Origin of the sequence: Streptomyces malaysiensis subsp. malaysiensis (assembly GCF_040653035.1) — a bacterium.
Lineage (GTDB): Bacteria > Actinomycetota > Actinomycetes > Streptomycetales > Streptomycetaceae > Streptomyces > Streptomyces malaysiensis.
Window position 1 is genome coordinate 26,753 of record NZ_JBEZNG010000019.1, and the last position, 26,025, is coordinate 52,777.

The 26,025-nt window shown below is 71.0% G+C and carries 14 protein-coding genes; 12 read left to right on the forward strand and 2 right to left on the reverse strand.

The features are described 5' to 3' along the window. The first annotated feature begins 62 nt into the window (after positions 1 to 62). The 7 genes from AB0E24_RS30770 to AB0E24_RS30800 all read left to right on the forward strand — a co-directional run bounded on the left by AB0E24_RS30770 (position 63) and on the right by AB0E24_RS30800 (position 18,649). On the forward strand, positions 63 to 1,121 hold the full coding sequence (locus tag AB0E24_RS30770) for a FecCD family ABC transporter permease (protein WP_359381882.1): 1,059 nt from the start codon (positions 63 to 65) through the stop codon (positions 1,119 to 1,121). Beyond that, entirely contained in the window at positions 1,118 to 2,179 is a 1,062-nt protein-coding gene (locus AB0E24_RS30775) for a FecCD family ABC transporter permease (protein ID WP_102936163.1), read from the forward strand. The genes AB0E24_RS30770 and AB0E24_RS30775 overlap by 4 nt, the downstream gene beginning before the upstream one ends. Before the next feature lie 38 nt (positions 2,180 to 2,217). Then, complete coding sequence (locus tag AB0E24_RS30780; protein WP_174884161.1) at positions 2,218 to 3,057, forward strand: ABC transporter ATP-binding protein; 840 nt, start codon at positions 2,218 to 2,220, stop codon at positions 3,055 to 3,057. Positions 3,058 to 3,168: 111 nt separating this feature from the next. Continuing rightward, positions 3,169 to 4,218, forward strand: coding sequence for an iron-siderophore ABC transporter substrate-binding protein (locus AB0E24_RS30785; RefSeq protein WP_359381886.1), 1,050 nt, complete (start codon positions 3,169 to 3,171; stop codon positions 4,216 to 4,218). Between the two features lie 3 nt (positions 4,219 to 4,221). Beyond that, entirely contained in the window at positions 4,222 to 6,009 is a 1,788-nt protein-coding gene (locus tag AB0E24_RS30790; protein ID WP_359381888.1) for an ABC transporter ATP-binding protein, read from the forward strand. Positions 6,010 to 6,066: 57 nt separating this feature from the next. After that, positions 6,067 to 16,962 (forward strand): non-ribosomal peptide synthetase, encoded by a 10,896-nt coding sequence (locus tag AB0E24_RS30795; RefSeq protein ID WP_359381890.1) that lies wholly within the window; start codon positions 6,067 to 6,069, stop codon positions 16,960 to 16,962. Further along, entirely contained in the window at positions 16,949 to 18,649 is a 1,701-nt protein-coding gene (locus AB0E24_RS30800; RefSeq protein ID WP_147964883.1) for an ABC transporter ATP-binding protein, read from the forward strand. The genes AB0E24_RS30795 and AB0E24_RS30800 overlap by 14 nt, the downstream gene beginning before the upstream one ends. A 9-nt stretch (positions 18,650 to 18,658) precedes the next feature. Here the strand turns inward: AB0E24_RS30800 and AB0E24_RS30805 are convergent, their stop codons facing one another. Beyond that, positions 18,659 to 19,759, reverse strand: coding sequence for an alpha/beta hydrolase-fold protein (locus AB0E24_RS30805; protein ID WP_359381893.1), 1,101 nt, complete (start codon positions 19,757 to 19,759; stop codon positions 18,659 to 18,661). Between the two features lie 93 nt (positions 19,760 to 19,852). Between AB0E24_RS30805 and AB0E24_RS30810 the strand changes: the two genes are divergently transcribed. The 4 genes from AB0E24_RS30810 (at position 19,853) to AB0E24_RS30825 (ending at position 24,160) form a co-directional block, all read left to right on the forward strand. Continuing rightward, positions 19,853 to 20,065, forward strand: a complete 213-nt coding sequence (locus AB0E24_RS30810; protein ID WP_359381896.1) for an MbtH family protein — start codon at positions 19,853 to 19,855, stop codon at positions 20,063 to 20,065. Positions 20,066 to 20,111: 46 nt separating this feature from the next. Then, positions 20,112 to 21,689 carry an amidohydrolase gene (locus AB0E24_RS30815; RefSeq protein WP_174884170.1) on the forward strand — a complete coding sequence of 526 codons (1,578 nt, stop codon included), beginning with the start codon at positions 20,112 to 20,114 and terminating at the stop codon, positions 21,687 to 21,689. Between the two features lie 175 nt (positions 21,690 to 21,864). Next, the gene (gene ctaD, locus AB0E24_RS30820; RefSeq protein ID WP_254645579.1) at positions 21,865 to 23,532 is read left to right on the forward strand and encodes an aa3-type cytochrome oxidase subunit I; all 1,668 of its coding nucleotides are present in this window, start codon (positions 21,865 to 21,867) and stop codon (positions 23,530 to 23,532) included. A 55-nt stretch (positions 23,533 to 23,587) separates the two neighbouring features. Beyond that, complete coding sequence (locus AB0E24_RS30825) at positions 23,588 to 24,160, forward strand: hypothetical protein (RefSeq protein WP_093703068.1); 573 nt, start codon at positions 23,588 to 23,590, stop codon at positions 24,158 to 24,160. A 95-nt stretch (positions 24,161 to 24,255) separates the two neighbouring features. Here AB0E24_RS30825 and AB0E24_RS30830 read toward each other — a convergent pair whose 3' ends face one another. After that, a complete protein-coding gene (locus AB0E24_RS30830; protein ID WP_069868453.1) occupies positions 24,256 to 24,720 on the reverse strand; it encodes a pyridoxamine 5'-phosphate oxidase family protein in 465 nt (154 codons plus the stop codon). Between the two features lie 442 nt (positions 24,721 to 25,162). Between AB0E24_RS30830 and AB0E24_RS30835 the strand changes: the two genes are divergently transcribed. After that, complete coding sequence (locus AB0E24_RS30835; protein WP_359381899.1) at positions 25,163 to 25,855, forward strand: response regulator; 693 nt, start codon at positions 25,163 to 25,165, stop codon at positions 25,853 to 25,855. The last annotated feature ends 170 nt before the right edge of the window (positions 25,856 to 26,025 follow it).

The window sequence follows — 26,025 nt, forward strand, 5'->3', positions numbered from 1 at the left end:
AGCCGCACACCGCCGCACACCGCCGCACCCCGCCCGGAAGCAAAGGGATAACGTACGTCGACATGGGCACGATCGAAGTCGAGCGCCCCGCGCCCAGGGGCCCAACACAGGCCCGTCACAGGCGAGTTGTGGGTCTGGGCACGCTTGTGGTGATCCTCGTGATCACGGGGGCGGTGTCGTTGGCCGTCGGTGCGCGGGCGTTGAGCCCCGCCGAGGTGTGGCACGGGCTGTTCGGGGGGCCGGAGGCCGATCAGCGGCTCACCGAGATCAGGCTCATCGTGCGGACCGTGCGGGTACCCCGGACGGTGCTCGCGATCGTGGCGGGCATCGCCCTGGGGGTCGGCGGAGCGCTGATCCAGGGGTACACGCGCAACCCGATCGCCGACACGGGCCTGCTGGGCGTGAACTCCGGTGCCTCGTTCGCGGTGGTGACGGTGATCGCCGTGTTCGGGTTCGCCAACCCGTTCCAGTACGTCTGGTTCGCCTTCCTGGGGGCGGCGGTCGCCGGTGTCGTCGTGTTCGGGCTGGCCAGCATCGGCCGGGGGGCGGGCAACCCGTTGACGCTCGCACTGGCCGGACAGGGGATCACGGTGTTCCTCGCGGCGATGACCACGGCCGTCTCGCTGTCGGACAAGGCGGCGCTGAACGCGCTGCGGTTCTGGAACGCGGGCTCACCGGCCGGTGTCGGATTCGATGTCATCTGGCCGGTGTCCGCGTTCGTCGCGGCCGGGCTGGTGCTGGCACTGATCACGCTGCCCGCGCTCAATCTGCTCAACCTGGGTGACGATGTGGCGCGGGCGCTCGGGGTGAACATCGCGCTGAGCCGGACCATCGGCATCGCCGCCGTCACCCTGCTGGCCGGAGCGGCGACGGCGGCGTGCGGCCCCATCGCCTTCCTCGGGCTCATGGTGGCGCATGTGGCCCGCTATCTGACCGGGCCGGACTACCGCTGGCTGGTGCCGTACGCGGGGCTGCTCGGCGCCATCGTCCTGCTGCTCTGCGACATCGTGGGACGTCTGGTGGTGCGGCCGGGCGAGTTGGACGCGGGTGTCCTCGTCGCCCTCCTCGGCGCCCCCTTCTTCGCGGTTCTGGTCTGGCGCGGAAAGTTCAAGAGCGTATGAACGGGACCGAGGTGAAGCCATCGGTGGCGCCGGGCGTCCGGCTCGGCCATGTGTCGTTCGTCTGGCGGCCCTGGGTCGCGCTGATCACGCTGCTGCTGGCGGCGGCGACCTTCCTGGTGTTCTGCCTGTCCATCGGCGTCGGGGACTTCCCCATCGGACTGCCCCGGGTGGCGGCCACGATCTTCGGCCGGGGCGAGCGGGTCGACGAGTTCGTGATCATGGACCTGCGGATGCCGCGCGCCCTGGCCGGGCTCGTCGTGGGCGTCGCGCTGGGGGTGTCCGGCGCGATCACACAGTCCATCGCGCGCAATCCGCTGGCCAGCCCGGACATCCTGGGGATCACCGGGGGCGCCGGGGCGGTCGCGGTGTTCCTGGTGACGGTGTCGGGCGGGGCGGCCACGGCGATCGTCGACGCCGTGGGGCTGTCCGCGGCGGCACTCGCGGGCGGTCTCGGTACGGGTCTGCTGGTGTACTTCCTGGCGTGGCGGCGCGGGCTGGACGGCTTCCGGCTCATCCTCATCGGCATCTCGGTGAGCGCCGTGATGGAGGCGATCACAACCTGGCTGCTGGCCTCGGCCGACATCCGGGATGTGGCCAGGGCCCAGGCATGGCTGATCGGCTCGCTGGACGACCGGTCATGGGAGGAGGTCCGGGTGGCGCTGTGGTGCTCGCTCGTCCTGCTGGCCGTCGTGACATGTGTCGCGTTCCAGTTCAAGCCGATGCACCTCGGCGACGATGTCGCCGCGGGCCTGGGGGTCCGGTACACGATGGTGCGGGCGGTCCTGCTGCTCTGTGCGGTGCTGCTGGCCGGTGTGGCGGTGAGCGCGGCCGGCCCGGTGCCGTTCGTCGCGCTGGTGGCGCCGCAGGTGGCGATGCGCATGGCGAGGTGCCCGACGCCGCCGATGGTCGCCTCGGGGATGGTGGGCGCGTTGCTGCTCATCGGCGCGGACCTGGTGGCGCGCACGGCACTGCCGGTGGACCTCCCGGTCGGCGTGGTCACCGCCGCGATCGGCGGCCCCTTCCTCGTCTATCTGCTGGTGCGGGCGAACCGCGGGTAGCTGGTAAGAAGTCGGATGAGCCTGAATAAGGGGGCCTTGTGGTCGCTCAGTCCATCACCGGGACCGAGTGCGCGGTCGATGACACCTCACGGCTGGCAGCCAGGGGTATCGCGGTCGGGTACGGCGCCCGGACCGTCATCGACGATCTTGACGTCGCGATCCCGCCAGGGGTGGTCACCACGATCATCGGCCCCAACGGCTGCGGGAAGTCGACCCTGTTGCGCACCCTGTCGCGGCTGCTCAGACCGGTCAGGGGAACGGTGCTGCTGGACGGCGACGACATCGTCAGGCTCAGGACCAGGGACGTGGCGAAGAAGCTCGGTCTGCTGCCGCAGTCGCCGGTCGCCCCGGAGGGGCTGACCGTGTCCGACCTGGTCGCCCGGGGCCGCCATCCGCACCAGAGCTGGCTGCGCCAGTGGTCGTCGGACGATGCCGCCGTCGTGGCGCGCGCGCTGGCCATGACCGGGGTGTCCGACCTGGCCGACCGCCCGGTGGACTCACTCTCCGGCGGGCAGCGTCAGCGCGTCTGGATCTCGATGACGCTGGCTCAGGGCACCGATCTGCTGCTGCTTGACGAGCCGACGACCTATCTGGACCTGGCGCATGCGATCGATGTGCTCGACCTGGTGGACGATCTGCACGAGTCGGGGTGCACCGTGGTCATGGTGCTGCACGACCTCAATCTGGCCACGCGCTACAGCGACAACCTCATCGTGATGAAACAAGGCGCGATCCTGGCGCAGGGACACCCTCGGGAGGTGATCACCGCCGAGCTGCTGCACGAGGCGTTCGGGCTGCGCGCCATGGTGATCGACGACCCGGTGGGGGACCGGCCGCTCATCGTGCCGATCGGCCGTACTCACGTCCAACTCGGCTAGATCCTGCTCAGGTTATGTAAGTTAGGCTAGGCTTACCTCACCTGGTCACGGTAAGGTTTGCCTGCCCTAAGACAGGGTCGAGTGGACAGCGCGAAAGCAAGGGGATCCCGGATGCTCCTCCACGACATGACGCGTAGAAAGCCCTGGCGGCGGTTGGCGGCGATATTGTCCGCCGCGGCCCTCGGTGTCGGCCTTCTCGCGGGATGCGGTTCCGACTCGGAGGACAAGGGGAGTGAGACCACCTCGGGCGGCGCCGGCGGCTCGTTCCCGGTCACCGTGGAGCACGCGTTCGGATCCACGACGATCAGCAAGGCCCCCCAGCGGGTCGTCTCCGTCGGCTACACGGACGACCAGACCATCCTGGCGTTCGGCATCAAGCCCGTCGGCATGGTCGACCAGTACCCGAACCCGGCGGGCCGGACCCCCGACATCAACACCCAGTGGCCCTGGGTGAAGGACAAGTGGGGCGGCACCAGGCCCGAGGTCATCATGAAGAACGGCGACTCCGGCCCCAACTACGAGAAGATCGCCGCCCTGCGCCCGGATCTGATCGTCGCGGTCTACTCCGAGATCGACAAGCCCGCCTACGACAAGCTCTCCAAGATCGCCCCGACGGTGGCCCGCACCAAGAAGGAGAAGGAGCCCTTCAGCGCGCCCTGGCAGGACAACGCGCTCCACATCGCCAAGGCACTCGGCAAGGCGAAGGAGGGCGAGAAGAAGGTGGCGGACATCCAGGGCAAGCTCGCCGCGGCCGGGAAGGCGCACCCGGAGTTCGCCGACCAGACCGCCGTGGTGCTGTCCTGGTACGAGAACTCCGTGGCGCCGTTCACCTCCACCGATGTGCGCGGACGGCTGGTGACGGGCATCGGCTTCACCTACCGGACCGCGATCGACAAGATCGCGGGTGGCAACTTCTACACCAAACTCTCGCCTGAGCGCGTCGACCTGGTCGACGTCGACCGCGTCTTCGTCATCAACGACAAGGCGGACACCCAGGCGCTGAAGAAGTTCAAGCTCTTCGCCAACCTGGACGCCGTGAAGAAGGGGAACGTGTCGTACCTGCCGGACAGCGAGGGCCCGGCGGTCGGCGCGGCCATCTCCCAGGGCACGTTGCTGTCGATGCCGTACGCGATCGACGAGCTCGTCAAGTCGGCCGAGTAGGACGTGAGCGCCACCGATACGGGCGTCGCCCCGGCAACTTTGCGCACGGCGACCGGACATGAGGCCACCCGCTGGGTCGCGGCACACTGCCGCGGTGTGCCATGGCTGACGGCCGCCACCGTCCTCACCACGGTGGCCGGGGCGGCGCTCCAGGTGCTGCCGGTGCTGCTGCTCGGCCGGGTGGTCGACGGAGTGGTTCAGGGCGAATCGCAGTCGGTGCTGGTCGTGATCGGTGCACTGATGGCGGCCGCCGCGCTGCTCGGAGCGGCGGCCACCGCGGTGTCGACCTATCTGATCGGGCGGCTGGGCGCGGATCTGCTGGCGCGGCTGCGGGAAGGCGCCGTCCGGGCGGTGCTCGGAATGCCGAGCGCGCGGATCGAGCAGGTCGGCCGGGGAGATGTGCTGTCCCGGGTCGGCGATGACGTGGCCGTCATCTCCAAGGGCATCCGCACGGCCATCCCCACGGTGTTCTCGGCGGGAGTGCTGGTCGCCATCGCCACGGTCGGCATGTTCGGGCTGGACTGGCGGCTCGGGCTGGCGGGCGCCGCCGCGCTGCCCGCGTACGCGCTGGCCCTGCGCTGGTACCTCCCCCGGTCCGCCCCGCTCTACCGGAAGCAGCGGGTGGCCCAGGCCGACCGCGCGCAGGCGCTGATCAGCGGCCTGAACGGGATCGACACGGTCCGCGCGTACCGCCTCGAGGACGCCTTCCGGGAGAAGGTCACCCGTGAGTCCTGGCGGGTGCGCGATCTCGGGATCGAGGTGTTCCGGTTCTTCGGCCGGTTCGTCGGCCGGGAGAACCGCGCCGAGTTCATCGGACTGGTCCTGATCCTGGTGGTGGGCTACGCCCTGTTGGAGACCGGCGCCGCCAGCCTGGGCGAGGTGTCGGCCGCCCCGCTGCTGTTCCACCGGCTGTTCACCCCGCTGGGCCTTATCATGTTCACCTTCGACGAGGCGCAGAAGTCCGGCGCGAGCCTGACCCGGCTGGTCGGAGTGGTGGCCGAGGACGCCGAGAACCGGCTGGTGGGCGACCCGGCCGTGGCGCCGGTGGACGCCGCGCCCCTGCCGGTGACGGTGGAGGGCCTGACGTATCGCTACCCCGGCACCGAGGAGCCGGTCCTGCGGGAGGTCGGTCTCACGATCCCGGCCGGAGGCTCGCTCGCGCTGGTGGGCGCCACGGGCGCGGGCAAGACGACCCTGGCCGCGCTGATCGCGGGCATCGGGACCCCGCAGTCCGGAACGGTGCGCATCGGGTCGACCGACCTCGCCGGTCTGGACGAGGCCGGGGCGCGGGCCCTGGTGAGCATCCTGACGCAGGAGACCCATGTGTTCTCCGGCCCGCTCGCCGACGACCTGCGGCTCGCCGCGCCGGGCGCGTCCGACGCCGAGTTGCTGGGCGCGTTGCGCACGGTCGGCGCCGACGGATGGGTCGAGGCGCTGCCCGACGGGCTGAACACCCCGGTCGGGGAGGGGGGTGAGCGCCTGGACGTCACCAAGGTCGCCCAGCTCGCCCTGGCCCGGCTGGTGCTGAGCCGGTCGCCGGTCGTGGTGCTGGACGAGTCGACGGCGGAGGCGGGCAGCGAAGGCGCCGCCGAGCTGGAGCGGGCCGTGCTGGCCGCGTGCTCGGGCCGCACCACGCTGTTCGTGGCGCACCGGCTGACCCAGGCGGTGGCGGCCGACCGGATCGCCGTACTGGACGCCGGACGCGTCGTGGAGCAGGGGACCCATGAGGCGCTGGTGGCTCAGGGCGGCCGGTACGCGCGACTGTGGCGGGCCTGGCGAGAGATCGGTTAGGTAATCCTAAGTTAGGTTGGGCTAACTTTCGTGCCGTGGAAGGACGCTGAGTCTTCGATGATGGAACCGAGCGCTCGTCTCGTACTGCTCACCCCCGCCCGACTGGCCGGCGTACGGCGGCGAGTCGGCGGCTACTCCGACAGGACCATCGCCGAAGCGTGCGCCATCGGGCTGTCGTACTGGGCGACGGGCGAAAGCCCCGAGGGCATCGACCTCACCCCCGGCACGCTGTTCGCCGATGTCCTCGGGTGGGTCGACAACGGCGGGGCCGGGCCCGCCGGTTGGCGGGTCGGCGCCGACGGCCGGAGCATCGCCGCCCCGGCGGGCGTCGCGCTCGCCGACGCCCAGCTCGCCCTCGACGACCTGGCCGACTTCCCGGACCGGCCCATCGGCACCATCGGCCCGGCCGGCCCGGCCGCGCGGCTGGAGTCCCTGGCCGAGTGGAACGACACGCGGGCCGACCGGGACCGCCCGACCATCGTGGAGATGTTCCGCGAGCAGGCGCGGACCAGGCCGGACGCCGTCGCCATCGTCGACGAGCACCGAACGCTGACGTACCGTCAGGCGGCCGCCATGTCGAGTCAGCTGGCCCACCATCTGATCGACCGCGGACTCGACCGCGAACAGGTCGTCGGCATCTCGCTGGACCGCTCGGCCGACATGGTGATCGGGCTGCTCGCCGTGGTCCAGGCGGGGGCCGCGTTCGTGCCGCTCGATCCGCGGTGGCCCGCCGCACGCCGCGCCGTCGTCATCGAGGACGCCGGGGTCGTCGTGCAGCTCAACCACTCCGGCGAACACGACCCGGGCGAACCGGAAGCCGTGGCCGTCGACCTCGGCGACTGGAGGTTCGGCGCCCACCCCACCGAGGGAACCGGAATCACGGTCCCCGGCGCGGCCCTGGCATACGTGATCTTCACATCCGGTTCGACCGGCCGGCCCAAGGGCGCGATGATCCGGCACGAGGCGATCAGCGAGCGCCTGCTGTGGCAGGTGAACGAGATCCTGGGCTTCGGCCACGACGACGCGTCGCTGTTCAAGGCGCCGCTGTCCTTCGACATCTCCATCAACGAGATCTTCCTGCCGCTGGTCTGCGGCGCCCGGCTGGTGGTCCTGCGGCCCGGCGGCGAACGCGACCCGCACCATCTGCTGAGCGTGATAGCCGAGCAGCGGGTCACCTTCACCTATCTGGTGTCGTCCATGCTGGACGTGCTGCTGGAGATGGCGGGCGACTCCGGCCGCCTCGACAGCCTGCGGCATGTGTGGTGCGGCGGCGAGGTGCTCACCCCGGAGCTGTACGAGCGGTTCCGCGGCAAGCTGGACATCCCCCTGTACCACGGCTACGGTCCGGCCGAGACGACGATCGGCGTCTCCCATGTGATCTACCGGGGCGCGGCGGAACGCCTGTCCACCTCGATCGGCAAGGCCAACCCCAACACCCAGCTGTATGTGCTGGACGACGAACTGCGCCCGGTCCCGGTCGGGGTCGGCGGCGAGCTCTACGCGGGAGGGTTCCTCCTGGGGCGCGGATACGTGGGCGCGCCCGGCCTGACGGCGTCCCGGTTCGTCGCCAACCCCTTCGCCGACGACGGTTCCCGGCTGTACCGGACCGGTGACCTCGCACGGTTCCACCCGGACGGATCGCTGGACTTCCTCGGCCGGGCCGACAACCAGATCAAGATCCGCGGTATGCGGCTGGAGATCGAGGACGTCGAGGCCGGTCTCGCGGAGCACCCCGGCGTACGGCACACCTGCGTCGTCGCCAAGCAGAACGCCGCGGGCGGCACCTACCTGGTGGGCTATGTGATCCCGGTGGCCGAGCGCAAGGACCTGCGGGCGGACGAGGTCACGGAGTGGGCCGGGGCGCACATGGTGGAGTACATGGTGCCCGCCCATATCGTGGTGATGGAGGAGTTCCCGCTCACCGCGAACGGCAAGCTGGACCGGCGCGCGCTGCCGGAGCCGGTGATCGGCGGGGGCTCGCTCGTCCCGCCCACCACGGAGGACGAGCGTGTGGTGTGCGCGGCGGTCGCGGCACTGCTGCGGCTCGATGAGGTCGGTGTCGACCAGGACTTCTTCCAGCTCGGCGGGGACAGCATCCTGGCGATCTCGCTGCTGAGTGCGTTGCGCGACGCCGGTCTCCATGTCACGGCACGGCAGATCTTCACCCACAGCACGGTGGGCGCGCTGGCGGCGGTGGCGAGCCGTGAAGAGGTCTCCACGGTGGACCACCGGGATGTCGCGACCGGTCCGGTCGTGGGATCGCCCATCGTGCAGTGGCTCGGCGAGACCACCGACGCGATCGACGGCTTTGTGCAGTCGGTGGTGGTGAACACCCCGGCGGACCTGACCACCGGCGCTCTCGACGAGATCCTCGCCGCCCTCGTCCGGCGCCACGACATGCTGCGCGCCAGGCTGGTACGAGGCGACAGCTGGAGCTTCGACATCCCGGAGGCCGACCGGGCCGCCGTCGGGTGGCAGCAGAGCGACCGGCCGCTGGAGGAGTGCGTCGCGCTCGCCACCGGCGGACTGGACCCGGCGGGCGGGGCGATGCTGTGTGCCGTCTGGCGGCGCGAGGCACGGCAGCTGGTCCTGGTCGCCCATCATGTGGTGATCGACGGCGTGTCCTGGCGGATCCTGATGGAGGACCTGGCCACGGCGTGGCGCCAGTTCGCCTCGGGCGCCCCGATCGAGCTGCCGCCGGTGGGCACGTCGTTCCGGCGCTGGACACAGCTGCTGGAGCGCGCGGCGTTCGACGCGGACAGCGCCTACTACCGGCGGCCCCTGCCGGGCACGGACCAGCCGGTGGGCCGGCGCGCGCTGTCCGGCGACGACACCGTCGCGCGCGAGCGGGTCCGGACCCTCCCGGTCGGCCCCGGGGTCACGGCCGCGCTGCTCGGGGAGATTCCCGCGAAGTTCCACGCGGGCGTCAACGATGTGCTGCTCACCGCGCTCGCCGTCACCCTCGCCCGGTGGCGCCGCGACCTCGGACAGGACCAGACGTTCGCGCATATCGAACTCGAGGGGCACGGCCGCGAAGGGCGGTTCGTGGCGGGCTCCGCCGGTTTCGAACCCGAACTCTCGCGCACGGTGGGCTGGTTCACCACCCTGTTCCCGGTCACCGTGGACCCCGGCGCGGCGGCCGACTTCACCGCCCCCGAATACCTGGCCGCCGCGCTCAAGGCCGTCAAGGAAGACCTCGCCCGGGTGCCGGACAACGGCGTCTCCTACGGCGCGCTGCGCTATCTGACCCGCACCGGGTTCGACTCGCCCGCACCGCAGGTGCTCTTCAACTACCTGGGCCGCTTCGACGCGGGCGAGTCCGGCGACTGGCAACTGTCAGGGCCCACCGGCCAGTTGGGGGAAAGGCGCGACCCGAGGATGCGCCTGCCGCGCGCCCTGGAGTTCAACGCCATCGCCGAACCCGCCCCGACCGGTGAGTACGAGCTGGTCACCACCGTCTCCTGGCCCGATGGGATGCTCACCGACGAGGACATCACGGCCATCGGCGAGTACTTCCGGGAGACGCTGACCGCCCTCGCCGGGCTCGACCGGGGCGGCCACTCTCCCAGCGACTTCGGCCCGGTCCGGCTCACCCAGGCGGACGTCGACGCCCTGGACGGCCCGGCGCTGCGGGACATCCTGCCGCTGACTCCGTTGCAGGAGGGCCTGTACTTCCATTCGGTCTTCGACGACGACTCGGCGGGCTCCTACGTCGAGCAGCAGTTGCTGAAGCTGGACGGAGAGGTGGACGCCGACCGGCTCGCCGCGGCGGCCACCCGGTTGCTCACGCTGTACCCGAACCTGGCCGCGCGGTTCGTGGCCCTGGCCGACGGTCGTGTGGTCTCCGTGCTGGAGGGCGGTGTTCGGGCGCCCTTCACCACACTGGACCGCCCCGGGATCACCGACGCCGAGATCCGCGCATACGCCGAGCGGGACCGGCGCACCGGGTTCGACCTGGCGACCGGCCCGCTGATGCGGTACACGCTCATCCGTGCGGGCTCCGGCCGGAACATCCTGGTGCAGACCGTGCACCACATCATCGCCGACGGCTGGTCGGTGCCGCCGATGCTCCGGGCGCTGCTGGCCGAGTACCACACGCCGGGGACCACGTACCCCGTCGGCGGCTTCCCCGACTATGTGCGCCGGCTCGCGGAACGCGACGCCGAGGAGAGCGACCGGGTATGGGGCGAGCAACTCGCCGATCTGCCCGGCCCCTCGCTGGTCGCCGAGGGCCACACCCCGTCCGACCGGTTCGCCGACACCGCCGTGGAACCGGCCGACGACATCGACGCGGCCGTACGGTCGGCCGGGGTGCCGCTGAGCGTGGCCGTGCACAGCGCCTGGGCGGTCACGCTGGGTTCCCTCCTGCACGGCCAGGACGTGGTGTTCGGTTCCACGGTGTCCGGTCGCGACGCGGACGTGCCCGGCATCGAGGACATGGTGGGTCTGTTCATCAACACCATCCCCGTACGCGCCCGTTGGGCCGCCACCACCACGGCACACGATCTCCTCGCCGCCGTCCGGGAACACCAGAGCGCGGTGCTGCCGCACCAGCATGTCTCGCTGGCGAGGATCGGCCGTCAGGCCGGGGCGGGCACGCTCTTCGACACCCTGGTGGTGTTCGACGTCGCGACCGACCCGGCAGCCCTGCGGCGCCCCGGCGACACACTGGTCATCACCGACATCGTCAACGAGGGTGCCCCGCACTACCCGTTGACCCTGGTCGTCGAGCGCATGGCCGACGGGCGTCCGCGCTTCGACCTGATCTACGACGGGGCACTGCTGCGGGAGGCGAGCGCCCGGACGATCCTGCACACGTTCACCCGGACCCTCACCGCTCTGCTCACCCGGCCGGACGCCCTGGTCGACGACCTGGCGCCCGGGAACGCCTCGCGTCCCGCGCCGATCAGCCCCGTGACCCTGGGCGCGCTGTTCGACGCCGCCGCCGACCGCGACCCGGCCGCCACCGCCGTCACCCGGTGCGGGCTCGACGGCGGCAGCCGGTCCCTGACCTACGGCGCACTGGCCGAGGCGAAGAACGAACTGGCCTCGGCGCTGCGCGCGGCCGGTGTCGGGCCCGGCACCCGCGTCGCCGTCGCCGTCCCGCGCTCCCTCGAACAGGTCGTCGCCCTGGTCGCGGTGGTCACGGCGGGCGGCGCGTATGTGCCGCTGGACCTCGCCCACCCGGACGAACGGCTGGAGTACATCCTCGCCGACTCCGCTCCGCAGGTGGTTCTGGTGGACGGCGAGCAGCGGGACCGCTTCACACGGATGCTGGACCGAGCGGGCGTGAGCGCCCAGGTGCTTGTGCGGGGAGACGAACCGCCGGCGGGGGACACGACCGGTCCCGAGCCCGGCTGGCACGACCCCGCGTATGTGATCTACACATCCGGATCCACCGGCCGGCCCAAGGGCGTCGTCGTCCCGCACTCCAGCGTGGTGACGCTGCTCGCGAACACCCGGCCCGAGATGGACTTCGGCCCGCATGACGTGTGGGTCCAGTTCCACTCGTACGCCTTCGACTTCGCGGTCTGGGAGCTGTGGGGCGCGCTGGTCCACGGCGGTGAGCTGCTGGTGCCGGAGTACGGACTGACACGCTCTCCGGTCGACTTCCACCGGCTGGTCCGCGAACGCGGTGTGACCGTGCTCAATCAGACCCCTTCGGCGTTCTACCAGTTCATCGAGGCCGACCGGCATGCCGACGAGCCGGTCACCACACTGCGCCGGATCATCTTCGGCGGCGAGGCGCTGGATCCCGGACGGCTGCGCGGCTGGGTCGAGCGGTACGGCACCGGCTCGCCCGAGCTGGTCAATATGTACGGCATCACCGAGACCACCGTCCATGTCACCCATCGGGTGCTGACCGACGAGGACTTCGGCTCCGGCGACGACGTCAGCCCCATCGGCGGCCCGATCCCCGGGCTGGTCACCTATCTGCTCGACGACCGGCTCCGGTCGGTGGCACCGGGCCGGGTGGGCGCCATCTACGTCGCCGGGGACCAGGTGTCGCTCGGCTATCTGGGCAGGCCGGGGCTCACCGCGGGCCGGTTCGTGGCCGACCCGTTCGCGGGCGACGGCTCCCGTATGTACCACACGGGCGACCTCGCCCGCCGCACGCTCGACGGCGATCTCGAGTTCACCGGCCGCGCCGACGACCAGGTCCAACTCAAGGGCTTCCGCGTCGAGTTGGGTGAGGTGGAGGCCACGATCAGGGAACTCCCCGGCGTGGTCGACGCGGCCGTCACCGTGGCGGCCACCGGTGACCACCTGGTCGCACACATCGTGGGCCGGGTGCCCCGCGATATCACCGGCCCGCTGTCCGCGAAGCTGCCCGCGCATATGGTGCCCGGCCGGATTCTGCCGGTCGCGGCCCTGCCGCTGACGGTCAACGGCAAACTGGACCGGAAGGCCCTGGCCGAGCGGGTCGCACAGTCCGCTGAGGCCCAGGACCACGCCCCGCCGGCCGGGAGTGATTCCGCGCTCGCCGCGCTCGTCGACGTCTTCGCAGGGGCCCTGCCCGGCTCCGCCGTGGACGCCGACACCGACTTCTTCCGGGCCGGGGGTGACAGCATCGTCGCCATCACCGTGGTCAACCGGGCCAGAGCGCTCGGTCTGCCGATCGCGCCCAGGGATGTGTTCCTGCGCCGGACACCGCGCGCGCTCGCCGGGAACGTGGCGACGCGCCCGCCACGGGAGGCGGCCGCCACGCCGGCCCGCCGCGGGGACGGCCCGCTGACGCCGACGCCGATCATCCTGCGGCAGCGCGAAATCGGTGGCTCGCTCGCCCGGTTCGCCCAGGCCAGGACGCTGGTGGCCGCCGAGGGCGTCACCTTCGTCGATATCGAGCGCGCGGCCAACGCCGTCGTGGCCGCACATCCGGTCCTCCGGCTGCGGCTGCGCGTCCAGCACGGGGTGTGGGAGCTGCGCACCGAACCCGAGCGTGCGATCACCGTCGTACGGGCGGACACGACCGACGCGACGAAGGCGGCGAACGAAGCGGCCGGACGGCTCGATCCGGAGTCCGGCCACATCATCGCGTTCTCATGGCTGGCGGCGAGCCGGACCCTGGTGGTCACCGCGCACCACCTCGCGGTCGACGCGGTGTCCTGGCTGATCCTGCTGGACGACCTCGCCACCGCCCTGCGCGGGGCGCCCCTGGCACCGCCGACCACGTCGTACGCCGAGTACGCCGAAGCGCTCACCCTCCAGTCCACCCATGCGATCGACGATCTTGAGCACTGGGTCACCACGCTCCGGGCTCCCGAACTGCTGCCCGCCCTCGGGGAGTCGCGCGAGACCACCGTGGTGCTCGCCCCCGATGTGAGCGACCGCGTCACACGTACCGCGCCCGCCGCACTCGGCGTCGGCCTCACCGAATTGCTGTGCGGCGCACTGCGCACCGCGCTGACCCACATCCAGCCGTCGCCCACCGATCTCGCGATCGAGCTGGAGCGGCACGGCCGGGTCCCGGCGCTGGAACACCATGACTACACCCGTACGGTCGGCTGGTTCACCTCCATCGCGCCCGTGCGGCTCACGGCACACATCGACCCCGTGGCGGCGGCCCGCGAGATCGCCGAACGCCAGCCCGACGAGCGCGGGCACCTGGCCTACGGCCTGCTCAGATACCTCAACCCGCAGACCGCTCCGCTGCTGGAGACCCGCCCGCAGGTGCTGTTCAACTACCTCGGCCGGGGCGGTGAGTCCCAGGTGCCGCAGATCACCGGCGGCGGGGGCAGTCCGTACGCCGTCGAGGTCAACGCGTGGACCGACGCGGCCACCGGCAGTCTGCACGCCGCCTTCACCCTCGCCGACGGCGTCCCCGACGAGATCACCGAGCACTGGCGGAGCGCGCTGGAGCACATCGCGGACGCCTCCGCGACGGCCGAGCGCACGGCACCGGTCACCCCGCTCCAGCGGGGCCTGTACTTCCAGGCCCAGATGGCCGGCTCGGCCGGACACTACGTGGCGCAGAGCTGGTTCACCTTCGACCGGCGCCTGGACACCGACGCCCTGTCCGAGGCCATGGCGCGGGTGATCGCGCGGCATCCGGTGGTGGGCGCCGGCTTCTCCACCGACGACGACGGAAACCCGGTCCAGGTCCTCACGCCGGGCCGGCGGGTCGATGTCCACACGGTGCGGCTGTCGACGGACGCGGAAGTCGAGGACCTGCGCGCCCGGGACCGCGACACGGGATTCGACCCCGGTGAACCGCCGCTGATCCGGCTGACCGTGGTGCGTCTGCCCGGCGGCCGCGACGGCCTGCTGCTGAGCTACCACCTGTTGCTGTGGGACGGCTGGTCCCGCGCGATCGTGCTGCGGGACCTGTTCGACGCCTACCGGGCCGTCGTGGCGGGCGAGCCGTTCGACCCGGCCCCGGCCACCCCGAGCTTCGAGGAGCACGCCCGGACGCTCGCCGCCCGGGACACCGCCGCGTCGGAGCGCTTCTGGGCGGAGCGGCTGGCCGGTCTCCCCGGCCCGACGCTGCTCGCCGGACGGGCGCCGTCCCTCTCGGAGGAGCTGCCGCGGGCGCTTGTGCACACGCTGTCCGCCGAGGGGTCGGAGCTGCTGCGGGAGGCGGCCAGGGCACACGGCGTCACACTGAACTCGGTGCTGACCGGCGCGTTCGGCCTCCTGCTGGGCACCCACACGGGCCGTGGTGACGCCGTGTTCGGCGTGACCGTCTCCGGCCGTGAGGGCGAGGGGCTGGACGGCATCGTCGGGGTGCTCCTCAACACCGTGCCCATGTGGACTCGGGCCCGGCCGGACGACACCGTCGGGGAATACCTCTCCGCCGTGCAGACGGCCAGGGTCGAGGCGATGGACCACGAGCACCTCGGGCTCGGCGAGATCCAGCGGGCCACCGGGCACGACACCCTCTTCGACAACCTCTTCGTGCTCCAGAACTTCCTGGACCTGGACGGGCTCGCCGAGATGAACGCCCGGCACGGCATCACCTCGGTACAGGCAGACGACTCCACCCACTACCCGTTCACCTGGGTCGTCACGCCCGGCGACCGGCTCACGGTCAAACTGGAGTACCGCGACGAGGACACCGCGCACGCGCGGCGGCTTCTGGCGGACTACCTACGGGTGCTCGACGACCTGGCGCACTCGACCGGACCGGTCGGCGCGCTGCCGGGGGTGGGGCCGCGGCCCCCGCGGGGCGAGCGTACGGACATCGGCACCGACACCGTCGTGGACCGGTTCGATCAGGCGGCGGACCGTGCCCCGGAGCGGATCGCGCTCGTCGCCCATGGCTCGGCCATGACCTTCGCCGAGCTCAGGGACCGCAGCCGCGCCGTGGCGGGTGTGCTCGTCCGGCGTGGCATCGGCCCCGGGGCCACGGTGGGTCTCGCGATCCCGCGCTCCCCGGACTCGATCGTGGCGCTGTTCGCCGTGTTGCGGGCCGGCGCCGCGTATGTGCCGCTGGAGCTGGACCACCCGGACGAGCGGATCGCCTCGATCGTCGCGGACGCCCGCCCGGATGTGCTCCTCACCGTGAGCGCGGTGTCGCCCCGGCTGACGGGCGACCTGATCGAGCTGGACCGGCCCCTGCCCGAGGCCGAGCCGTATCGGACGTTCGCGCCGGACGACCCGAACCGCCTGCGGCACCCCGCGTACACGATCTACACCTCGGGATCGACCGGGCGGCCCAAGGGCGTGGTGACCGAGTACGCCGGGCTCACCAATATGCTGATCAACCATCAGCGCCGGATCTTCGCGCCGGTGCTGGCCGAACACGGCCACCGGGTCTTCCGGATCGCGCACACCGTGTCCTTCGCGTTCGACATGTCCTGGGAGGAGCTGCTGTGGCTCGCCGACGGACACGAGGTGCACATCTGTGACGAGGAGCTGCGCCGTGACGCCCCCCGGCTGGCCGAGTACTGCCTCGAGCACGGCATCGACGTCATCAACGTGACCCCGACCTATGCACAGCAACTGGTGGCGGAGGGGCTGCTGGACGACCCGGCACGGCGGCCGGCGCTCGTCCTGCTCGGCGGCGAGGCCGTCACCCCGGCGCTGTGGCGGCGGCTCGCCGAGACCGAGGGGACGGTCGGCTACAACCTGTACGGACCCACCGAGTACACCATCAACACCCTGGGCGTCGGCACCTTCGAATGCCAGGACCCGGTGGTGGGCGTGGCCATCGACAACACCGAGGTGTATGTGCTGGATCCGTGGCTGCGGCCGCTGCCGGACGGAGTCCCCGGTGAGCTGTATGTGTCGGGCATCGGCATCGCCCGCGGCTATCTCGGCCAGGCCGCGCAGACCGCGCACCGCTTCGTGGCATGCCCGTTCGGCGCACCCGGCGAGCGGATGTACCGCACCGGGGACCTGGTGGTCCGCCGTCCCGACGGGAATCTGATGTACCTGGGCCGCACCGATCAGCAGGTCAAGATCCGGGGCCACCGGGTCGAACCGGGCGAGGTCGAGGCCGCGTTCGCGGCACACCCGGCGGTGCGGTTCGCCGCCGCGGTCGCCCAGCCCGATCCGCAGGTCGACGGCGCCCACCGGCTGGCCGCCTACCTCGTCCTGGACGGCGCCGACCTGGCGACGGTCGCCGCCGAGGCGGGCGCCGGGCTGCCGGACTTCCTGCGCCCGACGCACTACGCCCAGGTCGACAGCATCCCGCTGACGGTGAACGGGAAGGCCGACACCAAGGCGCTGCCCGAGGCCAAGCCGCTGGGCGCGCTGACCACGGCGGGGGAGCGGGGGCCGGAGACCGGGACCGAGACCGTGGTGTGCGAGTTCTTCGCCGAGGCACTGGATCTGGACGACGACGAGGTGAGCGCGGTGGGCGACTTCGTGTCCCTGGGAGGGCACTCCATGGTGGCGGTGCGGCTGATCGGGCTGCTCCGCCGGGAGTACGGCCCCGTGATCACGATCCGAGACCTGTTCACCCTGCGCACCCCGGAAGCGATTGCCCGTCACCTTGATGAAAACTCCTGACACCCAGCGGCCCCGACCGGGGTCCGACATCCTGCGCACCGCGCTGCGCCGCAACGTCCGCGCCATGGCCTCGGGCACCGTTCTGATGGGTCTGTACCAGGCCGGTGAGACCGCCTTCCCCATCGCGCTCGGCCTGATCGTCGAGCACACGATGCGGGACCGGAGCCTCGGCGCGCTCGGCCTGTCGATCGCCGCGCTGGCGGTGATCATCACGACGGTGTCGCTGTCGTGGCGGTTCGGGATGCGGGTCCTCCAGAAGGCCAACACCACCGAGGCGCACCGCTGGCGGGTGAAGGTCGCCGCCTGCGGACTCCAGCCGGTGGCCAGGGACACCGACCTGAAGTCCGGCGAGGTGCTGACCATCGCCACCGAGGACGCCGACCAGACCGCGGACATCATCGAGGTGGTGCCGCTGCTGGTCAGCTCGCTGGTGGCGGTGCTGGTCGCGGCGGTCGCGCTGGGGCTGGCCGACATCCGGCTCGGTCTGCTGGTGCTCGTGGGAACCGTCGCGATCCTGTCGATCCTGAGCGTGCTCTCCAAACGGATCGGCACCAGCACCCGTGAACAGCAGGCCCGGGTGGCGCGGGCGGGGGCCAAGGTCGCGGACCTGATCACCGGCCTGCGCCCGCTGCACGGCTTCGGCGGCAACCACGCGGCGTTCCGGTCCTATCGGAAGGTCAGCACGGAGGCGAAGCACCAGGCGATCACCGTGGCCAAGGTGAACGGCGCGTACGCGGGCGCCGCGCTGGCCCTCAACGCGATCCTCGCCGGCGCCGTGACCCTGACGGCGGGCTGGCTGGCGTTCCACGACCTGATCAACATCGGGGAACTCGTCATGGCCGTGGGACTGGCGCAGTTCATCATGGAACCGCTCAAGCTGTTCTCGGAGATGCCGAAGTACATCATGATCGCGCGCGCGTCGGCCGAGCGGATGGCACTGGTGCTGACCGCGCCGCCGGTGATGAACCCGGGGCCGGAGCGCCCGGCCGAAGGGGGAGACCTCGAGATCGACTGCGTCCGGTACGGGGAGCTGCGGAATCTGGAATTCAAGGTGTCCGCCGGCGAGTTCGTGGCCATCGCCGCCTACCAGCCCCGCGCGGCCGCCGAACTCGCGTCGATCCTGGCGGTGAAGGTGCCGCCCGACGCGTACGAGGGAGCCGTGCGGATCGGCGGGCGGGAGCTCGCGGAGCTGTCGGTCGAGGCGGTCCGCGAGCACATGCTGGTGAATCCGTACGACGGGGAGATCTTCGCGGGCACCCTGCGCACCAACATCGACCCGTCGGGCGCCGGCCGGATGGTCTCCGAGGCCGTCGAGGCGTCCATGCTGACCGATGTCGTCGCCCTCCACCGCGAAGGGCTCGACTACGGCGTCCGCGACCGCGGTGCGAACCTCTCCGGGGGGCAGCGCCAACGGCTGTCCCTGGCCCGCGCCCTCGCCGCGGACACCGACGTCCTCGTGCTGCACGACCCGACGACGGCCGTCGACGCGGTCACCGAACAGCTCATCGCGCGGGGCGTCGCGAAGTTGCGCCGGGGCCGCACCACCATCGTGATCACCAGCAGCCCGGCCCTCCTGGACGCCGCCGACCGGGTCCTCGTCCTGGACGACGGCGTCATCGCGGTCGAGGACACCCATCGGAATCTCCTCGCCACCGACGAGGACTACTGCGCGGCGGTGGCGCGGTGAACCAGACCGTCAGCCGAGCGCCCAGGCGACATCCCGGAGCAGCGCGTGCCGCCAGCCCGCCCGGTCGTGGTCCGAGGCCGACCGGGAAACCCGCACGGTCGCACCGGCCTGTTCGGTGAGGGTCTCGACCGGCTCGCAATGGGGCAGCATCCGGGTCTCGTGTTCCCCGACGTCGAACGCGATCCGCAGACCGGACAGGTCGGGGCGCTCCCGCAGGCGCGCGGCGATGGTGCCGCCGGCCGGGCCGCCCAACGGGTCCGCCAGGTCCATGGCGTCGGGAGTCCACCAGAAGGACGCCGACTGACAGGCGACGCGGGACACCAGACCCGGGAACTCCAGCGCCGCGTACATCGCGCTCAGCCCGCCGAGGCTCTGCCCGGCGACCACCAGCCGGTCCAGGTCGGCGGGTACGCCGGTGTCCGCCACCAGCGGCAGCAGTTCGTCCCGGATCCCCTCCCACAGCTCGGGCCGGCACCCGAACTCGGCCGCCCTGTCCTTGGACGGCAGGAAGACCAGCGTGACCGGGGGCATCCCGCCACTGGCGACGGCCGAGTCGAACGCGGTCATGGCGGGGTGCAGATACAGCCAGTCGTCCCCGTCCAGGAGCAGGACCACGGGCCCGCCGCCGCCCGCCGGATGGACGCGCACGGTGCGCCGCCCGCCGAGCCGACCGCTGTTCCAGCGGACCCGGGTGAGCGGCACGGGCAGTACGGCGTCGGCACCCATGGCGGGCCAGTGCGGCTGGGCCGGGGCGTCCGGGGTCGCGGCGACGGACCGGTCACCGCCCGCGCCGACCGGGTTGAACGGGTCGGCGTACGCGGTGCCGTCCACGAGGAACTGATAGGTCACCCGCAGCCGCGTGGGCATGCGGACCGCGGCGTACCAGCAGTCCGTATCGCCCCATCGACGCAGGGGGACCGGTTCCGACCAGCTCTCGAAACCCACGCTCGCCTCGGGCCCGCGCCACAGGAACAGGGTCGCCCAACCGCCGTCCTCGGCCGGTGCCGACACGGGCGTGCCGACCGCGGTCCAGAACTCCTCGGTGCCGGGAGTGCCGCGCAGCCCGAATGCCGCGAAGGCGTTCTCCATGTCGGCCGTGACCAGGGGCATGAACGTCTCCTTGTGAGAGGGAAGCGGCAAGGCTAAGCTCCAGTCAGTTAGGTCAGCCTAACCTAAGGTCAGCGTTCCGAGGAGGCGCCGAGCATGAGCACCAACCCCTTCGACGACAGCGAAGGCCGTTTCCTGGTCCTGGTGAACGACGAGGGTCAGCACTCCCTCTGGCCGTCCTTCGCCGAGGTGCCCGGGGGATGGACGGTCGTCTTCGACGAGAACACCCGAGTGGCGTGTCTGGAGTTCATCGAGGCCCACTGGACCGATATGCGCCCCCGGTCCCTCGCGGCATCCGCGGACGGCTGATCCGCCGCCGTAGCGAACCACCCGGCGTCCAGGAGAGCCTTGGCAGATGCTCTGTACCAGACTGACGAACGCCCGCTTCCTCACCATGGACCCCGACCACCCCGTCGCCCACGACCTGGGCATCTGGCGGGGCCGGATCGTCGGCCTGGACGAGGCGGTGACCTCGCTGCCCGCACATGAGGTGATCGACCTCCAGGGCGCCACCGTGCTGCCCGGGTTCATCGACGCCCATGTCCATCTGGCCTGGACCGGCTTCAAGGAGAAGACCCCGAGCATCGCGGGCCGTACGGGGATCGACGAGGTGCTCGCCGTCGTGGAGGAGGCCGTCACCCGGAAGGGCTCGCCAGGCGCCTGGGTGAGCATCGCCGGCTACGACCAGCGGGCTCTCGGCCGTCATCTGACCGCCGCCGAACTGGACACGGTCAGCCATGGCCACAAGGTGTTCATGCTGCACGACTCCGGGCACGGCTGCGTCGTCAACACCGCCGTTCTCGATCTGCTCCCCGCCGGCACCCCGCATGACAGCGGCTTCCTCGCCGAGGGCGCCATGGGCGCCGCCCGCGCCCTGCGTCTGCCGTACTCCCAGGAGGAATTGGCCCAGGCGATCGGACGGGCCGCCCGCACCTGTCTCGCCGAGGGCGTCACCGCCTGCGCCGAAGCGGGCATCGGGGGAACCCTCTTCGGCCACAGCCCCGTCGAGTTGGGCGCGTATCAACTCGCCTCCGAAAAGGGGTTGTTGCCGCTGCGCGTTCAGCTCATGGTGTCCGCGGACCGGCTGCGCCCGGTCGCCGCACACGAGGCCGACGGCATTCCCCGCGCCCTCGACCTCGGTCTGCGCACCGGGTTCGGCGGCGACCGGCTCTCCGTGGGCGCGCTGAAGATCTACACCGACGGCGGCATGATGGCCCGGACCGCCGCGCTCGGCAGCCCGTACGAAGGGCTGGACCACTCCGGTCAGTTGCAGGACGATCCGGATGTGCTCGCGGACACGATCGTGGACGGCCATCTCGCCGGGTGGCAACTGGCCGTCCACGCGATCGGCGACCGCGCGGCCGATGTCGCCCTGGACGCCCTGGAACGGGCCCAGCGCCTCCGCCCGCGCCCCGGCGCCCGGCACCGCGTCGAGCACGCCGGCCTGATCCGTCCCGACCAGCTCCCGCGCTTCGCGCGGCTCGGTGTCAGCGCGGTCGTCCAGCCCAACTTCCTGCGCTACTTCGGCGACGACTACGCGGCGATCATGGGCGAGGAGCGCGCCCCGTGGCTCTACCGGGGCAGGGCGTTCCTGGACCACGGCATCACGCTCGTCGGCAGCTCGGACCGCCCCGTCACGGACGGATCCCCGCTGCGAGCCATCCAGTTCATGGTCGAGCGCGCCTCCGAGTCCGGCCGGCTGATCGGCCCGGACGAGGGCATCACCGTCGACGAGGCCCTGCGCGCCTACACCGTCGCCGGCGCCTTCGCCTGCCACTGGGAGGACAGCCTGGGCAGCCTCACCCCGGGCAAACTGGCCGACCTGGTCGTGCTCGGCGACGACCCCCGGCGCGTCGATATGTCGCGCATCGGGGACATCGAGGTGGTGACGACATACGTCGACGGCCGCGAGAGCGGGAAATCGGCGTCCTGAGCATCCTGTCATCAGGGACCTTCGACCCCGGCCCTGGACTGTTCGGCCCTGTGCGGCCATTGCCCGACCGATGATCATGTGACGAGTCGGAAAGAGCGGCGGCTTTCCCGAGCGCCCTCTTTCCGGCTGTTTCGGAAATGATCAGAGAGACGGAGGGCACGGCTCGGTGGACGGACTGAGTACAAACGGGAACCAGGTCAGGGGAACCGCTCCCGGAACCGCTTCCCAGCCGTCGCGCAGACATGTCCTGGTGGAGTGGCTGACGACGACCGATCACAAAAGAATCGGCACGCTGTATCTGGTCTCGGCATTCGTCTTCTTTCTCGTCGGCGGGCTGATGGCGCTGGTCATGCGGGCCGAGTTGGCGCGCCCGGGGACCCAGCTCGTATCGAACGAGCAGTACAATCAGGCATTCACGATGCATGGCTCGGTCATGCTGCTGCTCTTCGCGATGCCTCTGTTCACCGGCTTCGCCAACTGGATCATGCCGCTCCATATCGGGGCACCGGACGTGGCTTTTCCCCGGCTGAACATGCTCGCCTACTGGCTGTTCCTGTTCGGCTCGCTGATCGCCGCAGCCGGATTCCTCACCCCTCAGGGCGCCGCCGACTTCGGCTGGTTTCTGTATGCGCCGCTTTCGGATGCCATCCACTCACCCGGTGTCGGCTCCGATATGTGGATCATGGGCGTGACGCTCTCCGGCTTCGGCTCCATCCTGGGCGCGGTCAACTTCATCACCACGATCACCTGTATGCGAGCTCCGGGTATGACGATGTTCCGCATGTCCATCTTCACCTGGAACGTGCTGCTGACCTCGGTGTTGATCCTCATTGTCTTCCCGGTGCTGGCCGCCGCGCTCCTCGCGCTGGAGTGCGACCGCAAGTTCGGATCGCATATCTTCGACCCGGCCAATGGCGGTGCCCTGCTGTGGCAGCATCTGTTCTGGTTCTTCGGCCACCCCGAGGTCTATATTCTCGCGCTGCCGTTCTTCGGCATCGTCTCCGAGGTCATCCCGGTGTTCTCGCGCAAGCCCATGTTCGGCTATATCTCGCTGATCGCCGCCACGATCTCGATCGCCGGGCTTTCGGTGACGGTGTGGGCCCACCATATGTATGTCACCGGGGGCGTGCTGTTGCCGTTCTTCTCGTTCATGACGTTCCTCATCGCGGTGCCCACCGGCATCAAGTTCTTCAACTGGATCGGCACGATGTGGAAGGGGTCGCTGTCCTTCGAGGCGCCGATGCTCTGGGCCACCGGCTTCCTGGTCACCTTCACCTTCGGCGGTTTGACCGGTGTGATCCTGGCGTCACCGCCGATGGACTTTCATGTGTCGGACTCCTACTTCGTTGTCGCGCACTTCCACTACACGCTGTTCGGTACCGTGGTCTACGCGATGTTCGCCGGATTCCACTTCTGGTGGCCGAAGTTCACCGGAAAGATGCTCGACGACCGGCTTGGAAAGATAACGTTCTGGACCCTCACCGTCGGGTTCCACCTCACCTTCCTCGTGCAGCACTGGCTGGGCGCCGAGGGCATGCCCCGCCGATACGCGGACTATCTCGCGGCCGATGGTTTCACCGCCCTCAACACACTCTCTTCCATCGGCTCGTTCCTCCTCGGCCTTTCGGTGCTGCCGTTCTTCTACAACGTCTGGAAGACCGCCAGATACGGCAAGCCGGTCGAGGCGGACGACCCCTGGGGATACGGACGCTCCCTGGAGTGGGCCACCTCGTGCCCGCCGCCGCGGCACAACTTCACCCGGCTGCCCCGGATCCGCAGCGAATCCCCGGCCTTCGATCTGCACCATCCGGAGATCCGCGAGCTCGAGGCCACCCAGCGCTGAGCGGACCGCCGTGGTCCGGCCGCCCGATCCCTGGTGTCCGACGAAGGAGAGTGCCATGTCCCATGCCGTTCTCGCCCTGGCCGCCGCGGTGTTCTGCGCCGCCGGCTGTGTCTGGTCCCTGCCCGCGGTGGCGGACGTACGGGCCCGTGAGGACCGGCCGCGGTCCCGGCGGATCGCGGCGGCCGGGTGCCTGACCGGTTGGGGCACGGTGGCGCTTCTGGTACCGCTGCTGCTCGCGCCGGTGTCCTGGAAGGGCATCGGCGCCGTGGCCGTGACGGGCGCGGCCACGGCCACGGCGCTGGCCGCCCGGTCCCGCGTCCAGCGGGCACATGAGCTCCGGGAGGCCGAGGAACACTGGGTGGCCTGGGGATACGGTGTCCCGGTCCGGCCCGCTCCGGCACCGTCCCGCGCCTTCCTCATATGGCTGCTGCCCGGACTCGTCGTGGCGACCGCGGTGGCGACCGCGATCCTCTGGAGCGGGCAGGCGGACCTGGGCCGTACGGCTGCCGCGGCCTTGACCGCGGCGGGCATCGTCAGCGTGTTCCTGGCCATCGCCATCGTCGACCCGGCCGGTGGACACGCCGCGCGGCGCGGCGAAGCGCCCAGGGGCCGCCCCGGCCGTAGGTGATCTCCGCGCCGGGATCGCCGGGCGGGCGACGGCCATCCGCACCCCCGGCAAGCCCCCGGCGACCGCGCGCCGCCGGGGGAGGGCCCGGACCGCGGTCAGGAGTCGTCGGCCTCATCGGCGGCGGTGAGCCGGACGCCGGTGATCAGGTCGGGACGGATGCGCACCGCGTAGTCCATGGTCCGCTTCACCCAGGGGCTCAGCAGGTCCTGGTAGCGGGCCAGCTCCTCCGGGTCCGTCACCAGGTGGGCGTAGCCGGTGACCACGACGCTCCAGCCGAGGTGTGTGTCGGGGTCGATGGAGTCGGCCTCGTACGCCACCACGACGCCGCGCTCGTCGGCCTGCCCGGCGCGCGCGGTCAGGGCCGCGCCCTCGTGGGTGCGGATGACGATGTCGCCGCCCACCAGGACGTGGTTGACCGGGCGGATCGTCGGCAGCGCGTGGCGGGTGAAGACGACTCTTCCGAAGGACGCGCTGCCCAGCAGCCGCAGGGCTTCGTCGCTGTCCAACTCGATGCTCCGGCGCGGTCCGGCGGGGACGGCCCGGGGGGTGTCGATGGTCATGGGGGGCTTCCGTGCGGGTTCGTTGCTCACTGCTGTATGTCTTCGGCCGGCGCGGCGGGACTGTCGGGCGGTCCGTGGCCGTGGTGGCGGCCGGTGCGCCGGTACGGCATGAGCGTCGTCCCTTCCGGGCGTGGGCGGCTGCCTGTCCACGGCCTCGGATGGGGGCCGTGGACAGGCTCGATCAGGTCATTGGAATGGCACCGGAACACTTGATGCCAGGGCCGTTCGGCCCTGGTCCGTGTCCGGCCGACCCTGCTTGTCCCGGTGGCGGCCAGGCCCGTGATCTTCCGCATGCCGCTTCTGCCCCCGGGGCTCCAGGGGCGGACAACAGGGCCGACCGGCCCTGGCCCTTCGGCCCCGGAACGAGAAGGATCTCAGCGTGGAGGGCCGATCCCGGCCACAAGCGGGCATCGGTACGGAACGCGGAACAGGGAGCGGTTTGATGGCGGACAGCGAGCGGCCCGGCGCGGCCGACCCGATCCGGGTCTTCCTGCTGGACGACCACGAGGTGGTACGGCGCGGTGTGCGCGACCTTCTGGACGACGAGCCGGACATCGATGTGATCGGCGAGGCCGGCACGGTGGAACAGGCGCTGGTGCGCGTTCCCGCGTTGCGCCCGCAGGTGGCCGTGCTCGATGTCCGGCTGCCCGACGGCGACGGGGTGACCGTGTGCCGGGAGCTCCGATCGCGCATGCCCGAGCTGGCCTGCCTCATGCTGACCTCCTTCGACGACGAGGAGGCCCTGCTCGACTCGATCATGGCCGGTGCCTCCGGATATGTGCTGAAGCAGATCCAGGGCTCGGACCTGGTGTCCGCCGTACGCACCGTGGCCAAGGGCCAGTCCCTGCTCGACCCCAGCGCCACCGCCAAGCTGATGGCCCGGCTTCGCGGCAGCCGGGAGGAGGAGCAGCAGCCCGACGGACTGGCGGGCCTGACCGAGCGGGAGCGGGAGATCGTGGTCCTGATCGGTGAGGGGCTCACCAACCGCCAGATCGGCAAGCGGCTCTACCTGGCCGAGAAGACGGTGAAGAACCACATCTCCCGTCTGCTGGCCAAGCTGGGCGTGGAGCGCCGCATCCAGGCCGCCGTCATCGCCACCCAGGTCCAGGACCGGCAGCGGCAGGAAGGGCGCTGAAACCCCGGGACGCCGGGAGACGCGGCGCTTCCGGTGCCGTGGGGGCGAGAGGACCGACGGGCCCTGTGGCCGGGGAAGTTCGGCCCTGTTCCAGGTGACGGCTTCGACGGAATGATCGATATGCCCTCGGATCCGCACCACGGATCCCGGCGGTAACGGTGAACGCCGTC

What these genes read in the sequence shown, in the direction of transcription:
- AB0E24_RS30775 (WP_102936163.1), top strand. Translation starts at nt 1,118, where the DNA reads ATGAACGGGACCGAGGTGAAGCCATCGGTGGCGCCGGGCGTCCGGCTC.
- AB0E24_RS30825 (WP_093703068.1), top strand. Translation starts at nt 23,588, where the DNA reads ATGTCCCATGCCGTTCTCGCCCTGGCCGCCGCGGTGTTCTGCGCCGCC.
- AB0E24_RS30800 (WP_147964883.1), top strand. Translation starts at nt 16,949, where the DNA reads ATGAAAACTCCTGACACCCAGCGGCCCCGACCGGGGTCCGACATCCTG.
- AB0E24_RS30770 (WP_359381882.1), top strand. Translation starts at nt 63, where the DNA reads ATGGGCACGATCGAAGTCGAGCGCCCCGCGCCCAGGGGCCCAACACAG.
- AB0E24_RS30810 (WP_359381896.1), top strand. Translation starts at nt 19,853, where the DNA reads ATGAGCACCAACCCCTTCGACGACAGCGAAGGCCGTTTCCTGGTCCTG.
- AB0E24_RS30835 (WP_359381899.1), top strand. Translation starts at nt 25,163, where the DNA reads ATGGCGGACAGCGAGCGGCCCGGCGCGGCCGACCCGATCCGGGTCTTC.
- AB0E24_RS30805 (WP_359381893.1), bottom strand. Translation starts at nt 19,759, where the DNA reads ATGCCCCTGGTCACGGCCGACATGGAGAACGCCTTCGCGGCATTCGGG.
- AB0E24_RS30785 (WP_359381886.1), top strand. Translation starts at nt 3,169, where the DNA reads ATGCTCCTCCACGACATGACGCGTAGAAAGCCCTGGCGGCGGTTGGCG.
- AB0E24_RS30795 (WP_359381890.1), top strand. Translation starts at nt 6,067, where the DNA reads ATGATGGAACCGAGCGCTCGTCTCGTACTGCTCACCCCCGCCCGACTG.
- AB0E24_RS30815 (WP_174884170.1), top strand. Translation starts at nt 20,112, where the DNA reads ATGCTCTGTACCAGACTGACGAACGCCCGCTTCCTCACCATGGACCCC.
- AB0E24_RS30830 (WP_069868453.1), bottom strand. Translation starts at nt 24,720, where the DNA reads ATGACCATCGACACCCCCCGGGCCGTCCCCGCCGGACCGCGCCGGAGC.